General features: G+C 71.0%; 13 protein-coding genes. 9 read left to right on the top strand and 4 right to left on the bottom strand.

What is annotated here, in order from left to right:
• Nucleotides 1-6: 6 nt before the first annotated feature.
• On the bottom strand, nucleotides 7-1,560 hold the full coding sequence (gene hutH / locus QSV35_RS14795; RefSeq protein WP_286289574.1) for a histidine ammonia-lyase: 1,554 nt from the start codon (nucleotides 1,558-1,560) through the stop codon (nucleotides 7-9).
• 61 nt (nucleotides 1,561-1,621) lie between these two features.
• On the opposite strand from hutH, the gene QSV35_RS14790 reads away from it, so the two are divergent.
• The 3 genes from QSV35_RS14790 to QSV35_RS14780 all read left to right on the top strand — a co-directional run bounded on the left by QSV35_RS14790 (nucleotide 1,622) and on the right by QSV35_RS14780 (nucleotide 4,476).
• On the top strand, nucleotides 1,622-2,395 hold the full coding sequence (locus QSV35_RS14790) for an IclR family transcriptional regulator (protein WP_286289573.1): 774 nt from the start codon (nucleotides 1,622-1,624) through the stop codon (nucleotides 2,393-2,395).
• A 195-nt stretch (nucleotides 2,396-2,590) separates the two neighbouring features.
• Nucleotides 2,591-3,190: a winged helix-turn-helix domain-containing protein gene (locus QSV35_RS14785; RefSeq protein ID WP_286289572.1), complete on the top strand. Its 600-nt coding sequence runs from the start codon at nucleotides 2,591-2,593 to the stop codon at nucleotides 3,188-3,190.
• A complete protein-coding gene (locus QSV35_RS14780; protein ID WP_286289571.1) occupies nucleotides 3,187-4,476 on the top strand; it encodes an MFS transporter in 1,290 nt (429 codons plus the stop codon). The genes QSV35_RS14785 and QSV35_RS14780 overlap by 4 nt, the downstream gene beginning before the upstream one ends.
• Here the strand turns inward: QSV35_RS14780 and QSV35_RS14775 are convergent.
• Nucleotides 4,397-5,407, bottom strand: a complete 1,011-nt coding sequence (locus QSV35_RS14775; RefSeq protein WP_286289570.1) for a LacI family DNA-binding transcriptional regulator — start codon at nucleotides 5,405-5,407, stop codon at nucleotides 4,397-4,399. The genes QSV35_RS14780 and QSV35_RS14775 overlap by 80 nt on opposite strands.
• A gap of 171 nt (nucleotides 5,408-5,578) precedes the next feature.
• Here QSV35_RS14775 and QSV35_RS14770 point away from each other — a divergent pair, with 171 nt between their 5' ends.
• The 4 genes from QSV35_RS14770 to QSV35_RS14755 all read left to right on the top strand — a co-directional run bounded on the left by QSV35_RS14770 (nucleotide 5,579) and on the right by QSV35_RS14755 (nucleotide 10,665).
• Complete coding sequence (locus tag QSV35_RS14770; protein WP_286289569.1) at nucleotides 5,579-6,832, top strand: sugar ABC transporter substrate-binding protein; 1,254 nt, start codon at nucleotides 5,579-5,581, stop codon at nucleotides 6,830-6,832.
• A gap of 124 nt (nucleotides 6,833-6,956) precedes the next feature.
• Nucleotides 6,957-7,982: a carbohydrate ABC transporter permease gene (locus tag QSV35_RS14765; protein WP_286289568.1), complete on the top strand. Its 1,026-nt coding sequence runs from the start codon at nucleotides 6,957-6,959 to the stop codon at nucleotides 7,980-7,982.
• The gene (locus tag QSV35_RS14760) at nucleotides 7,979-8,809 is read left to right on the top strand and encodes a carbohydrate ABC transporter permease (RefSeq protein WP_286289567.1); all 831 of its coding nucleotides are present in this window, start codon (nucleotides 7,979-7,981) and stop codon (nucleotides 8,807-8,809) included. The genes QSV35_RS14765 and QSV35_RS14760 overlap by 4 nt, the downstream gene beginning before the upstream one ends.
• On the top strand, nucleotides 8,806-10,665 hold the full coding sequence (locus tag QSV35_RS14755) for a glycogen debranching N-terminal domain-containing protein (RefSeq protein WP_286289566.1): 1,860 nt from the start codon (nucleotides 8,806-8,808) through the stop codon (nucleotides 10,663-10,665). The genes QSV35_RS14760 and QSV35_RS14755 overlap by 4 nt, the downstream gene beginning before the upstream one ends.
• A 111-nt stretch (nucleotides 10,666-10,776) precedes the next feature.
• Here the strand turns inward: QSV35_RS14755 and QSV35_RS14750 are convergent, their stop codons facing one another.
• Both QSV35_RS14750 and QSV35_RS14745 read right to left on the bottom strand, forming a co-directional pair.
• Nucleotides 10,777-11,307 (bottom strand): DUF302 domain-containing protein, encoded by a 531-nt coding sequence (locus QSV35_RS14750; RefSeq protein ID WP_286289565.1) that lies wholly within the window; start codon nucleotides 11,305-11,307, stop codon nucleotides 10,777-10,779.
• Between the two features lie 261 nt (nucleotides 11,308-11,568).
• Nucleotides 11,569-12,810, bottom strand: coding sequence for an FAD-dependent monooxygenase (locus tag QSV35_RS14745; protein ID WP_286289564.1), 1,242 nt, complete (start codon nucleotides 12,808-12,810; stop codon nucleotides 11,569-11,571).
• A 103-nt stretch (nucleotides 12,811-12,913) separates the two neighbouring features.
• Here QSV35_RS14745 and QSV35_RS14740 point away from each other — a divergent pair, with 103 nt between their 5' ends.
• Both QSV35_RS14740 and QSV35_RS14735 read left to right on the top strand, forming a co-directional pair.
• Nucleotides 12,914-13,489 carry a TetR family transcriptional regulator gene (locus tag QSV35_RS14740; RefSeq protein WP_286289563.1) on the top strand — a complete coding sequence of 192 codons (576 nt, stop codon included), beginning with the start codon at nucleotides 12,914-12,916 and terminating at the stop codon, nucleotides 13,487-13,489.
• Between the two features lie 133 nt (nucleotides 13,490-13,622).
• Nucleotides 13,623-14,815, top strand: a 1,193-nt coding sequence (locus QSV35_RS14735; RefSeq protein ID WP_286289562.1) for an HNH endonuclease signature motif containing protein, incomplete at its 3' end; no start/stop codon positions are given.

The raw sequence follows: 14,815 nt of genomic DNA, 5'->3' as shown, positions 1-14,815 counted from the left end.
ATCAGATCAGCGGGATGCGGCGGCGAGCGCCGTGCGGGCGACGGAGCCGTCGATGACGAGAGCCGTGACGGCCTCGATGTCGGGCGAGAGGAAGCGGTCGGGGCCGGGGCCCTCGACGACGGTGCGGACGAGGTCGCGCACGGCGCCGGTCGCGGAGCCCGGCTGCAGCGGCGCGCGCAGGTCGAGGGCGCGGCATCCCGTCACGATCTCGACCGCGAGGACGCGGGACAGGCCGTCGATCGCGCGACGGAGCTTGCGGGCGGCGGCCCACCCCATCGACACGTGGTCCTCCTGCATGGCCGACGAGGGGATCGAGTCGACGGATGCGGGGACCGCCAGGCGCTTGAGCTCCGAGACGATGCCGGCCGCCGCATACTGGGCGATCATGAGGCCGGAGTCGACGCCGACCTCGTGGGCGAGGAACGGCGGGAGGCCGTGGCTGCGGGCCGGATCCAGGGCGCGGTCGGTGCGGCGCTCGGACACCGACGCGAGGTCGGCGACGGCGATCGCGAGGAAGTCGAGCACGTACGCGACCGGCGCGCCGTGGAAGTTGCCGTTCGACTCGACACGGCCGTCGTCGGTCAGGACCGGGTTGTCGACGGCGGCGGCGAGCTCGCGGGTCGCCACGAGAAGGGCGTGCGCGGCCGTGTCGCGGCCGGCGCCGTGCACCTGCGGCGAGCAGCGGAGGGAGTAGGCGTCCTGCACCCGTCCGTCCTCCGGGCCCTTGTGCGAGGCGACCATCGGCGAGTCGCCGAGGAACGCGCGCAGGTTGGCGGCCGACTCGGCCTGGCCGAGCTGGGGGCGCAGGGCCTGCAGGTCGGCGGCGAACACGGCGTCGGTGCCGAGCTGGCTCTCGACCGACAGGGCCGCGGCGAGGTCGGCGGTGTCGAAGAGGACGCTCAAGTCGTGGAGGGCGAGCAGCAGCATGCCGAGCATGCCGTCGGTGCCGTTGATGAGGGCGAGGCCCTCCTTCTCGCGCAGCTCGAGCGGGGCGATGGATGCGGCGGCCAGCGCCTCGGCGGCATCCATCTCGACGCCGGCGGCATCGCGGACGCGGCCCTCGCCCATCGACGCGAGCGCGACATGGGCGAGCGGGGCGAGGTCGCCGGAGCAGCCGAGCGAGCCGTACTCGCGGACGATCGGGGTGATGCCGGCGTTCAGCATCCCCGCGTACGTCTCGACGACGACGGGCCGCACGCCGGTGTGTCCGGTCGCGAGGGTCTGGAGGCGCAGCAGCTGCAGCGCCCGGACGACCTCGCGCTCGACCTCGGCGCCGGTGCCCGACGCGTGCGAGCGGATGAGGCTGACCTGCAGCTGCATGCGGCGCTCGACGGGGATGAACTTCGTCGCGAGCGCTCCGAAGCCGGTCGACACGCCATAGTGCGGGTTCGGGTCGTCGGCGAGGCGGTCGACGAGGGCACGGGATGCGGCGACCTTGTGGAGGGCGGAGGCGGCGATCTCGATGCGCGCACCGTCACGGGCGACCGCGACGACGTCGGCGGGGCTGAGGGGCGCTTCGCCGACGAGGACGGAGTCTGCAAGCACGGTGGAGGAAGTCATATGACGATTCCACACCTCGGGCCTTCCGAACGGGAGGGCTTCGTGGCATCCTTTGTCTGCCATGCCAGACAAGATGCCGCAAGTCCCCGCCGCCGATCAGACGCTGCGCATCCTCGCGTACCTCGCCCGCCAGCCGGGCCCGGTCGCCGCCTCCACGATGGCGTCGACGCTCGGTATTCCGCGCTCGAGCGTCTACCACCTGCTCGCCTCGATGCAGCAGCACGGCTTCGTCGTGCACCTCCCGGAAGACCGCCGCTGGGGCCTCGGCACGGCCGCGTTCGAGCTCGCCGGAGGCTACTCACGGCAGCAGCCGATCGCGCGCCTCGGCCGCACCCTCGTCGCCGCCCTCGCCGACCGCTCGGGCGAGAGCGCGCACCTCGCCGTCATGACGGGACGCGATGTGCTCTACGTCGTCGAGGAGCGCGCCCCGCGCAGGCCCGCTCTCGTCACGGACGTCGGCGTGCGCCTCCCCGCGCACCTGACCGCGACCGGGCGTGCGATGCTCGCGGCGCTCCCCCGCGAGCAGATCACCGCGCTGTACCCGGATGCCTCCGCCTTCGCCGACCGCACCGGCCGCGGCCCCGCGCGTCCGTCCGAGCTGCGCGAGGTGCTGCGCGAAGTCCGCGCGACGGGATACGCCACCGAGGACGGCGAGATCACCCTGGGCCTCCGCTCCGTCGGCGTCGCAGTGCGCGACCACACCGGGTGGCCCATCGCGGCGATCGCCGTCACGTGGCCGGAAGACGCGGGCGCGCAGGCGAAGGATGCAGCGTCCCTGGCCGCGCTCGTCCAGGCCCAGGCTGCCGAACTGGAGCGGAGACTCCACCGCCGCTGACCCCGCCGCCCGAAACAGGAGAACCCGAAACAGGTGAAACGGCGAGAACAGGACGATTCGGCGCCAATCGTCCTGTTCTCGCCGAATCTCCTGTTCTGGCGCAGGAGCGATTTCTGAAAGGGGCTTTCACATCGGGCCCCCGAGGCGTACTCTGAAAGAGTCTTTCGAAGTACCCTTTCAGAACGGAGCGCGGTCATGCAGGACAACCCCCGCGAGAACAGGCGCCGGCTCGACGATCCCGAGGCGCTCGAGGCCCTCGCCCACCCGGTGCGACTGAACCTCCTCGGATACCTGATGTCCGAGGGCCCGGCCACCGCCTCCGCGTGCGCGCGGGCGGTCGGCGACTCGCCGTCGAACAGCAGCTACCACCTGCGCGTGCTCGCCAAGCACGGGCTCGTCGAGCCGGTCGAGTCCGGAGACGGGCGCGAGCGGCCGTGGCGGGCGACGATCACCGGCCTCGACACGACGGTGGATGCGACGGACCCGGACGTCGCCGCCTCTGCACTGAGCGTGGCATCCGCATCCCTGCAGCTCGAATACCAGCTCGCCCAGGCGCATCTGCGCACACGCGGCATGCTGCCCACCAAGTGGCGCGACGCCGATGCGTTCTCGAACTACGGCCTGCGGGTCACCCCTGAGGAGCTCCGCACACTGGTCGAGAAGATCGACGCCCTCGTGCGCCCGTACATCGCCCCGACCCGCGCCGATGCGCCGGCGGGCTCCGCGATCGCGGAGCTCTCGGTCCTCGCGTTCCCTCGCCCGACCTTCGGAAACGCCGGAGGCGAGGAATCATGAGCAGCGCGTTCCGCTCCCCCGCCTTCCAGCGGCTGTGGGTCGCCGGGCTCGTGTCCGACACAGGCGACTGGTTCCTCTTCATCGCGCTGCCGCTCGTCGTGCTGCGGCTGAGCGGCTCCGCGGTCGGGACCTCCATCGCCTTCATCCTCGAGCTCGCCCCCGCGATCGTCCTCGCGCCGCTGGCTGCGCAGCTGGCGGGGCGTTTCGACCGGCGCTGGGTGATGGTCGGGACGAACATCGGCCAGGCGCTCGCCCTCATTCCGCTGCTCTTCGTCCACTCGGCCGCCGATCTCCCGATCGCCTACGCCGTCATCGCGGTCCATGCGTCGCTCGCCGCCCTGTTCGAGCCGGCGAAGAACTCGCTCCTTCCCGACCTCGTCGACAAGGACAAGCTGGTCTCCGCGAATGCGCTGGTCGGACTCAACCAGAACCTCGGCCGGCTCGTCGGCGGACCGCTCGGCGGCATCGCGCTGATGGCGGGCGGGCTCCCGCTCGTCATCGCGATCGACGCCGCGAGCTACGTCGTCTCGGCGATCCTCATCTCGACGCTCCCCCGCACGGCCGGGCACCCGCACGGCGGCGCGCACGGCGGCGAGAAGAGCATGGGGGTGGGAGCTGCGCTCCGCATCCGTCCGCTCCGGCCGATCTACCTCATCATGGGGCTCGCCAGCATCGCGCAGGGCATGTTCCTCGTGCTGTTCCTGCTGTTCGTCACGGATCCGCTGCACGGCAGCGACGGGGATGTCGGGCTCCTCCGCGGCATCCAGGCGATCGGAGCGATCGCCGCAGGCCTCACGCTCGGCTTCTTCACCCGAGGTGCTGGGCCGCGCGCCCTCACCGTCGGGAGCGTCTTCGCGTTCGGCATCATCTCGCTCGTGACGTGGAACCTGCCGTTCCTGACGACGAACATCTGGCCGTACGTCGTCCTGTTCGCGATCGTCGGCGCACCCGGAGTCGTCATGATGACGGGCGTCATGAGCGTCATGCAGACGGCGACGGCACCCCGCGAGCGCGGTGCGGCCTTCGCCGCGGTCGGGCTCATCGCGGCCATCGGCCAGGCGGGCGGCATCCTCCTCGCGGGCCTCGCGGGGAACCCGACGCTGCTGAGCCCCCTCCTCGACCTCCAGGCCGCCCTGTACCTCGCGGCCGGAGTCGTCGGACTCGTGTGGATGCGGCAGCCCGCCACGACGCCGGCGATGGATGCCGTTACAGCGGACCCTTCCGCACCACCAGTCGCGGTTCCACCAGCACATGGGCGCGACCCGGAACGGCCGAGCGCGGACTGATCGCGGACTGCTCCCCCATGAGGAGTTCGAGGGCGCCCTCGGCGACCTTCTCGGGCAGCTGCTCGACGCTCGAGATTCCGAGGGCCTCGGCGGCCGGCGTGTTGTCGAAGCCGATGATCGGGATCTCCAGACGCCGCGCCGTCACGGCGAGGTGCGCGCCGATGGCGAGGGCGTCGCTCGCGCACACGAGGGCGTCGAACCCGCCCTCGGCGAGCCCTGCCTCGATGGCCGCGCGGCCCGCCGCGACGCTCTCCACCGCCGTGAAGCGCGGGGCGGCCGGCAGCATCCGCCGCGCCTCACGCCAGCCCCTTTCGCGGTCGTCTCCCGTGCCCGAGCCAGACGGCCAGCCGAGGAACGCGACGCGCGGGCCGACCTGGCCCATCGCGTACTCGGTGCCGGCGCGCGTGCCGGCCGCCCCGTCGACGTCGACCCAGAGGTGCGCGGGGTCGTCGATGTCGTCGACCCCCCACGGCCGGCCGAACGACACGAACGGCAGCGACCGCTCGGAGAGCCACCCCGTGCGCCGGTCGCCGTGGAACGTGCCCGTGATGACGACCGCGTCGATGTCGCCCCCGTCGGCGAGCTCGGCGATCCGGGCGATCTCGTCCTCCGCCGTGCGGGCGGCGTAGACGAGCACCCGCTGGCGGCGCTCCCCGGCCTGCTCGGTGAGGGCGTGCACGAACCGGTCGAGGACCACGCCGGAGATGCCTCCCGCGTACGGATCGAGATGGATGCCGATCGTCGAGCTGCGCTGCGTGCGCAGGCGCCGCGCCGACGCGTGCGGCGAGTAGTTGAGCTCCGCGATCGCGGTCCGCACACGCTCGCGCGTGGACTCCCGGACGATCTCGGGACTGTTGATCACGTTCGACACCGTCTGCCGCGAGACCCCAGCCACTCGCGCGACGTCTTCGATTGTCGCTGGTCGACGCATCGACTCCCCTCCTTGACATCCCCAGTGCCAACACCATATCTTGGCCTGGCGCCAAGAATTTGAACGATCAAATTTCCCCTGCTTGGACGAACTGGTCAGCATTGGATGCAACACCCTGCAGACCGGATGACGTTTCTCGGCGTACCACCCGATGCAATCGAAGGAGATCTGATGTCGCGATACACAGCACGCGCCGCGATCGCCGTGGGCGGCACTGCCATCGCCGCCCTCGTGCTCGCAGGCTGCGGTCAAGGGTTCAGCGGAAGCGGCTCATCGCCGTCCGCCGGCGGGCTCACCTCGTCGAAGTCCCCGCTCACCCTCATGATCGGCTCGAGCGGCGACGCCGAGACGAAGGCCGTGCAGGATGCGGCGGCCGCCTGGTCGAAGAAGTCCGGCGTCGACGTCACCGTCGTCCCCGCGACGAACCTCTCGCAGCAGCTCTCGCAGGGCTTCGCCGCGAGCACCCCGCCGGACGTCTTCTACCTGTCCACCGACGCGATCGCCGGGTTCGCCGGGAACAAGTCGCTGCAGGCGTACGGCGACATGTTGAAGAACAAGAGCGACTTCTACCCGTCTCTCGTGAAGAACTTCAGCGTGAACGACACGTTCTACTGTGCACCGAAGGACTTCTCGACGCTGCAGCTCATCATCAACACCGACCTGTGGGAGAAGGCGGGGCTGACGGATGCCGACATCCCCACGACGTGGGACCAGCTGGCGGCCGACGCCAAGAAGCTCACCTCCGGCACGACGAAGGGTCTCGTCTTCAGCGGCGAGTACGCCCGCATCGGCGCCTTCATGGCCCAGGCCGGCGGACGCCTCGTCTCGGCAGACGGCAAGAAGGCCGAGGCCGACAGCGCGGCGAACGTCACCGCCCTCACCTACGTCAAGGATCACCTCAACGACGGCTCGTTCGCGTACGCGAAGGATGTCGGCGCAGGCTGGGGCGGCGAGGCGTTCGGCAAGCAGCTCGGCGCGATGACCATCGAGGGCAACTGGATCACCGGTGCCATGCAGAGCGACTACCCGACCGTGAAGTACAAGGTCGTCGAGCTGCCCGCCGGCCCCGCCGGCAAGGGCACCCTGCAGTTCACCAACTGCTGGGGCATGTCGGCCGCGGGCAAGAACCAGAAGGCCGCGCTCGACTTCATCGAGTACCTCACGACCGCCGAGCAGCAGCTGGCGTTCTCGAAGGCCTTCGGCCCGATGCCCTCGGTGAAGTCCGCTGCCGACGCCTGGACCGCTGACAACGCGCCGCTCGTCCCCTTCCTCAAGGGCGCCGAGTACGCGCAGGGCGTCCCGACCAACGCCGGCGCCGCCGACGTGATCGCCGACTTCAACTCGCAGCTCGAGACGCTGAAGACCAGCGACCCGAAGACGATCCTGCAGTCGGTGCAGACCAACCTCGAAGCGGTCGTCAAGTAACACCATGACCGCGCCCGCCACGCCGACAACGGCCTCCGCCCCTCTCCGCGACGGGTCCCCCCGGACCCCGCGCGGGTCCTCCCGGACCTCACATCGGTCCTCCGGGATCCGCCGCGGAGAGGGGGTGGCGGGATGGCTGTTCTCGCTCCCCGTCATCCTCATCCTCGGGGTGTTCCTGTTCATCCCGGTGCTGATGGCGCTGTGGGTGAGCTTCTCCGACTGGAACGGCAACGGCAGCCCGCTGGCGCCGAGCGTGAGCTTCGTCGGCCTTCAGAACTACGCCGACGTCACGACCGACGGCGGCCTCGCGACCCGGAACTTCGGGCTGTCCCTGCGCAACAACGCCTGGTACGTGCTGCTCGTCGTCCCGCTGCAGACCGCACTGTCGCTGTTCCTCGCGGTGCTCGTCAGCCGCGCGGTCCTCCGCGGCCGCGGAGTCTTCCGCACCGCCTTCTACTTCCCGTCCGTCACGAGCTCGGTCGCGATCACCGTGCTGTGGCTCTTCCTCTTCTCGACGACGGGCGTCGTCAATCAGATCATCGCGCAGCTCGGGGGCAGCGGCCCGAACTGGTTCCAGGACCCCCGCGGGATCATCCACCTCCTCACCGGCAACACCCCCGGACCCGAGATCCTCACGCAGGGGCGCTTCCTCGGCGTCACGTGGTGGGAATGGATGGCAGGCCCCTCGGTCGCGATGAGCGCCTACATCCTCATGGCCATCTTCACGACGAGCGGCACGTTCATGCTGCTGTTCCTCGCGGCGCTGCAGAACATCGGCGGAGAGCTCTCCGAGGCCGCGATGATGGACGGCGCGAACGCGTGGCAGCGCTTCTGGCGGATCACGCTCCCCCAGCTGCGGCCGACCATCTTCACCGTCGTGACCCTCGGTCTCATCGGGTGCTGGCAGATGTTCGACCAGATCTACACCGGCACGCCGGGGGGCTCCCCGGGCAAGACCACCCTCACGCCCGCGTATCTCTCGTACCAGACGGCGTTCAGCGATCAGAAGTGGGGCGACGGCGCCGCCATCGCCTTCATCCTGTTCCTCATCATCATCGTCTTCACGCTCTTCCAGCGCTGGGTGCTGCGCGACCGGCCGGTCTCGCGCCGCCGCATCCGCGCGTACCTGCCGAAGGGAGACGCCTCATGATGCGGCGCAGGCTCAGCCAGACGGCGCTGTACGTCCTCCTCATCGCGCTGGCGCTCGTGTACATCTACCCGTTCCTGGTGCAGGTGTCGACGTCCTTCAAGACGGAGCCGGATGCGGCGACCGACCCGATCTCTCTCATCCCGCAGACGTGGTCGTTCGCGGCGTACGAGCGCCTCTTCGCGCACAGCGACTTCCCACTGTGGTTCATGAACTCCGCGATCGTGACGATCGTCGTGACGCTCGGCCGCGTGTTCTTCGTGTCGCTCGCCGGCTACGCTCTCGCCCGGCTGCACTTCCGCGGGCGCGGCATCGTGTTCGCCGCCGTCATCGCCGTGATGGCAGTCCCGAGCGTCGTGCTCCTCATCCCGAAGTTCCTCGTCCTGAACCAGCTGGGGATCTACGACTCGTACACGGGCATGATCCTGCCGCTCCTCGTGGATGCGGCGGGCGTGTTCATCATGAAGAACTTCTTCGAGTCGATCCCCGTCTCCGTCGAGGAGCAGGCCCGGATCGACGGCGCCGGCAGCTTCCGCGTGTTCTGGTCGGTGGTGCTGCCGATGGCGCGCCCCGCGCTCATCACGATCGTCATCCTGTCGTTCCAGGGGTCGTGGAACGAGCTCAGCCATTTCATCGTGTCGACGCAGTCGCCGCAGCTCACGACGCTCACGAAGGGCGTCGCGGGACTCGCCTCCGGCCAGCTCAGCCAGGGCAGCCAGTACCCGCTGAAGCTCGCGGCGGCCCTCCTCATGACCATCCCCGTCGCGGTGCTGTTCTTCATCTTCCAGCGCCGCATCATGAACTCCAGCGAAGGAGCCGTCAAAGAATGACCCCGGGTCGGCAGCCCTACCTCTACGACGCCGTCATCGCGCTCGCCGCGCCCACCCAGGTGTGGTCGCGCGAGTGCGGAGACATGACCGCGCCGATCGACGGCGTGTACCACGGCGACCGGCGCTTCATCGGCGCCCTTGCGCTCCGGTGCGCGGGTGTCGCGCCGGAGCCGATCGGCTCCGCGTCGCGCTCGGTCTCGGAGGTCGTCTTCGATGCGACCGTCCGGGAGATCGACGACCCGTCGCCCGATCCGCACGTGCGTCTCACGCGGTCGCGCGAGGTGGAGCCCGGCGAGATCAGGGAGACGATCACGCTGCGCTCGGTCGCACCCCGGACGATCGATGCCGATGTCACCGTTCGGCTGCAGCCCGACTTCCGGCCGCTGCAGGAGGTCAAGGCCGGCATCGGCGGGCCCCGCGCGTCGGAGGAGCTGATCGTCGGCGAGTTCGTCACCGTCACAGCCGACACCGCGCACCTCCACCTCACGGCCGAGGGCGGAAGGTGGCGACGCGACGGAGACACGCTCGAGGTCTCGTGGCGGATGCACGTGGAGCCGGGGGATGCCGCATCCGTCGTCCTCGCGGCGCGCCTCGAGGACGCGAGCCTCGTCGTGCAGGCGGCACCCGCGGTCACCTGGCCCGTCCCCGACGCCGCCGACCCGCGCCTGGCGGCCTGGCTGCGGACGGCCCTCGGCGACCTCGCCGCGCTCCGGCTCGCACTTCCGGATCACCCGGCCGACGCCTTCCTCGCCGCCGGCGCTCCCTGGTTCCTGACGCTCTTCGGCCGCGACAGCCTGTGGGCGGCGCGGCTGCTCCTGCCCGTCGACGCCGGGCTCGCCGCATCCACCCTCCGTGTCCTGGCACGCCTCCAGGGCACGCGCGACGACCGTGAGACCGAGGAGGAGCCGGGCAAGATCGCCCACGAGCTGCGTTCCGTCGCGCTCGTCATGCCGGGCGAGGGCATCGTGCTGCCGCCGCTGTACTACGGGACGGTGGATGCCACGGCCCTCTGGGTGTCGCTCCTCGTCGAGGCCGCTGCCGCTGGGATGCCGGAGTCCGAGGTCCGCGAGCTGCTTCCGAACCTCCGCGCGGCGCTCGACTGGATCGTCCGGAGCACGGGGGACGGATTCCTCTCCTACGTCGACCGCACCGGCCGGGGCCTCGCGAATCAGGGCTGGAAGGACTCGGGCGACTCGATCCAGTGGCGCGACGGCACGCTCGCGGCGGGCCCGATCGCGCTGTGCGAGGTGCAGGGCTATGCCTATGAGGCCGCAGTCGGGGCAGCCGCGCTCCTCGACGCGCTCGGCGAGCCCGGCGGGCCCGACCTGCGCGCATGGGCGGCTTCGCTGCGTACGCGTTTCGCGGAGGCCTTCTGGGTCGAGACGCCGGAGGGCCGCTACCCGGCGATCGCCCTCGACCGCGACGGCCGGGCCGTCGACACGCTCACGTCGAACATCGGGCACCTGCTCGGAACCGGCATCCTCTCCCCCGCCGAAGAGAAGGCCGTCGCGGCGTTGCTGGTCGGCGCATCCATGTCGTCCGGGTTCGGCATCCGGACCCTGTCGACGGATGCCGCGGGCTACTGGCCGCTCGGCTATCACCGCGGCTCGGTGTGGGCGCATGACACGGCGATCGTCGCGCGCGGGATGCTGCGCGCCGGCCTGCTCGCAGAGGCCCGCGAGACGGCCGAGGGGATGCTGCGCGCCGCCGAGGCGTTCGGCTACCGGATGCCGGAGCTGCACAGCGGCGACTCCGCCGCGCAACGCGCCGTGCCCGCTCCGTACCCTGCTGCGTGCCGCCCACAGGCGTGGTCGGCCGCGGCCGCCATCACGTGCCTCGACGTCCTCGCGGGCTGACCAACCCTGGGGTTCGCCGAGACCGGGAGTTTGAGCCGAGCCATGGGCCTGTACGCCCTGCCTCAGCCAGAACCCCCGGCCTCGACGGCTGTGGGTTCAGCGGCCCAAGGTTCAGCGGCGAAGCGCGGTCGGCCGCGGCATCCCCAGGTCTTCGAGGAGGTCGCCGAGCGCACGGTCGAGCTCGGCGCCCGCCTGCGTCAGCTTGTTGAGGCCGAAGCTCTTGAAGGACGCGCTCGGCAGGTCGAATCCGATCACGGTCCCGGCATCGCGGGCCGCATGCGCCTCGATCCGCAGCGGCGAGTAGAGCGCGGTCGCGGGATCCTGGCGGAACAGACGCGCGCCGATGCCGTGGTTCACGACGAGCCAGACGGCGCTCGCCGTCGGGCTGCCCGCGAACCGCATGAGGGCGTCGGGGCGGAACGTCCCCACCCGCACGAATCCGCTCGGCGCCTCCCACTGCAGACCCCGCACGAAGCCGGACCAATCGCCGTCCTCGGCGAGGCGGGCGACGGCATCTCGGTCGGTGAGCTCGGGGACGGCCATCTCGAATGCCGCGACGAACGACGCGAAGTGGGCGTTCGTCCTCAGCTGCACACGTGTGGCCGCGTACTCGACATCGGTCTCGGTCACGTCGTAGGTCACGGTGACATCTTCGCCTGCCGGTCGGGGTTTCTCCGCGACGCATCCCGTCGGCGTATCGCGAGCGGGTCAGCCGTGAGCCGGCACCGCGCCCTCGGGCAGGGCGGCCGCCGCTGCATTGCGGCCGTCGCTGCATTGCGGCCGTCGCTGCATTGCGGCCGGCGCTGCCGCGCGGCCCGGGGCGTCGCGACCGGGGGTACTTGCCGAGCCAGGGCGCCATACTCCCCGGTTCGGCATGTACCCCCAGTCTCGACGCGACGCCCGTCAGCGCACCGGCACCGGGATCTCCGGCAGGGCGGGCGACTCGGCCGCGCCAGCGAAGACGCGCTTCATGAGCGGGCGGGCGATGCGCGACAGCATGATGCCGGACGTGACCCGCGACATCGCCGCCTCGAAGCGGTTCTTCGGCACCATGCGTTCGATGCCGCCGTACGGGATCTCCTTGCCGTGCTCAGCGAAGGGCACGATATCCGCGGCGTACCGGCGGAGGGCGCCCGCCGCATCCTCGGGCGTCTCAGCCAGGCGCGCCGCGAGGAGGTACGCGCCGATGAGCGCGGTCGCCGTCCCCTGGCCGGTCATCGGCGATCCGCACGACGCGGCGTCGCCGAGCAGCACGACCCGGCCGCTCGAGACGTCCGGCACGTCGATGCGGACGAGCTCGTCGAAGTACAGATCGGATGCGTCGCCCAGCGCCGCCTGCACGGTCGGCGCGTGCCATCCCGCTCCCTCGAGGGCGCGGTCGATGAGGGCCTCCTGCGCCGCGCGGTCGCCGCGCAGCGACGGGTCGCGGTCCATGCGGAGCGTGAGGATCGCCTTGGACGTCGACGGGTCGAAGTCGGGGCGGATGCCGAAGGTGATCCCCGGCACGAACCGCATCGAGAACCAGCCCTCCTCCAGGCCCGCGGGGGTCGGCATCGTGAAGAACGCCGCGCAGCCGCCGAGGTAGGTCGCGAACTGCTCCTCCGGGCCGAAGGCGAGCCGGCGGGTCGCGGAGTGCACGCCGTCGGCGCCGACGACCACGTCGAAGCGAGCGGATGCGGCGACCTCGAATGAGACGTCGACGCCGTCAGCATCCTGCGCGATCGCGGTGATGCGATCGCCGAAACGCAGGTCGAGGAGTCCAGGGGCGGTCTCGGCCGCCTCCATGAGCGTGTCGAGGAGCACCTCGGCGAGGTCGCCGCGCGAGATCTCGATCTCGGCGACCGCGCCCTCGCCGTCGAAGTCGGCCATCGACATCCGCCCGAACACGCGGCCCTTTCCGTCGACGTAGGCCATGCCCTCCTCGTGCACGCGGCGTCGGTCGATGCCCGGCATGAGGCCCATGCGTTCGGCGACTTCGCGGCTCGCTCCGCGCAGGTCGACCGCCTGTCCTCCGGGCCGCGGCCCCGCCGCGCGCTCGACGACGGTCGTGCGGATGCCGCTGCGGACGAGCTGCACGGCGAGGGCGAGGCCCGCGATTCCGCCGCCGGAGACGAGGACGTGAGGGGTCGGGTTCAGCTCGTACATGATGCATCCGATCTGTTAGACATTTGTATGAGACATATGTCTAACACGCGGTTTGGACGTTTGTCTAGCACGAATGTCTAAATCTCTGCTCTAGGATGGCGCCATGGGCAATCGCGAGGATCTGCTGGCCGGCGCACGACAGGTGATTTTCGAGCGCGGGGTCGCGAAGGCCACCGCTCGCGACATCGCCGCGGCGGCGGGCGTGAGCCTCGCAGCGATCGGGTACCACTTCGGATCGAAGGACGAGCTCGTGAGCGCCGCGCTCACCGAGTCGCTCGGCACCGGGATCGGCGACCGGATGGAGGCCATCGTCGACGAGACCGCGGCACTCCCCCTGCTGGAGGGCTTCGCGACGATGTGGGACCGCATGCCCGAGGTCTTCGCGGCGAACCGCGAGGCGCTGCTCGCGAGCCTCGAGAACACCATGCGCGTGTCACGCGACGCCCGCGCGAGCCGCGCGATCGCGGAGGCGACCGAGCAGGCGCACCTCGGCATCGCCGAAGGGCTGAGGGCGGCTCGGCCGGACCTCAGCGAGGAGGATCTCACCGCGATCGCGAAGCTCGACTTCCTGCTCGTCCAGAGCCTCGGCATCCTGTGGCTCGTGAGCCCCGACGTCCTTCCGAGCGGCGAGGAGCTGGCGCGCGCGGTGGCTGCGATCGCCAGCAACGGCCAGGCCTGATCCGGTCGCCGACGCGACTCGTGGTTTCCTCCCCAGGATGGGGTTCTGCACCGTTCGGACGCTTGTCAACAGAGTCTGTTAATAACCTCTGACCTGGGGTTTCAATGTCGGAGGCCCTCACCAGAATGGTGGTATGAACGCACTCGTCGACGACCTGATCGCGGTGCGGTCGCGCGTCGGCGAGCTGATCGACACGGGCGCCCGAGGCGGCGGGGTGCATGCGGCGTCAGATGACGATCTCGTCGGGGCGATCGCCCGCGCCGGGGACCTCGCCCGAGCCGTCGACGCACTGTTGGTGGAGATGGTCGGGGAACTCGCCGACCGGTCGAGCTCGACGGTGCGGGAGGAGCGGTTGACCACCCGGATGGGATGCCGCAACGTCACCGAACTCGTCCAGCGCCTGACCCGCAACGGGCCGCACACCGCCGCGAAACTCGAACGCGCCGCGAAAGCCACCGCGCTCGCATGGGACCCGGTCACCGGAGCGGGGATGCCGGCACGGCTGCCCGCGATGCGGAACGCTCTGCTGGACGCGGAGACCGGGGTCGATGGGGTGCTCGCCGTCGCCGGTCCCCTGCTCGCCATGCGGGACCGGGTCGGCGTCGAGGGTGTGCTGACCGCGGACGGCCTGCTCGCGGCGGCCGCCCGCGGCGAGGGCCCGGACGGCCTCCCGCCCGCGTGCGCGGACCTGCTCCGTGTCCAGGCGCAGGTGTGGGCGGCGGTCCTCGACCCCGACGGCGCCGAACCGGACGCGCACGCCGCCGCCCGCAGGCGGGGCATCACCTTCGGCACCGCCCGCGACGGCGTCATCCCCATCCGCGGTGCACTGCTGCCCGAGGTCGCCGCGCAACTCGTGCGCATCCACGACGCCACCACCTCCCCGCACGCCGTCCGCTTCCACGACACGGAGTCACCTCCCGCCCACGACGTCCCGCGGGACGACCGCACCGGCCCGCAGAAGCTGCACGACGCCCTCGCCGCGGCGCTCACCGTCGCCGCCGCCAGCCGCGACCTGCCCACCATCGGCGGCGCCGCCCCCACCCTCATCGTCTCCATCCGCGAAGAAGACCTCACCGCGAGCACCGGGCGGGCCTGGCTCGAAGGGTCCGCCGAGCCCGCATCCATCTTCACCGCCCGCCACGTCGCCTGCGCCGGCGTCATCCAACGCGTCACCCTCGCCGGCAGCGGCCGCATCGTCCGGCTCGGCACCGAGGAACGCGTGTTCAACCGGTACCAGCGCCGGGCGATCGCGCTCCGCGACGGCGGCTGCATCATCCCCGGCTGCGGCGTCCCCGCCGGCTGGTGCGAGATCCACCACGTCACCGA

This window comes from Microbacterium candidum, assembly GCF_030315975.1.
Taxonomy (GTDB): Bacteria; Actinomycetota; Actinomycetes; order Actinomycetales; family Microbacteriaceae; genus Microbacterium; species Microbacterium candidum.
The sequence above is the reverse complement of the archived record's forward strand: the minus strand, read 5'-3'. Positions and strand labels throughout refer to the sequence as shown.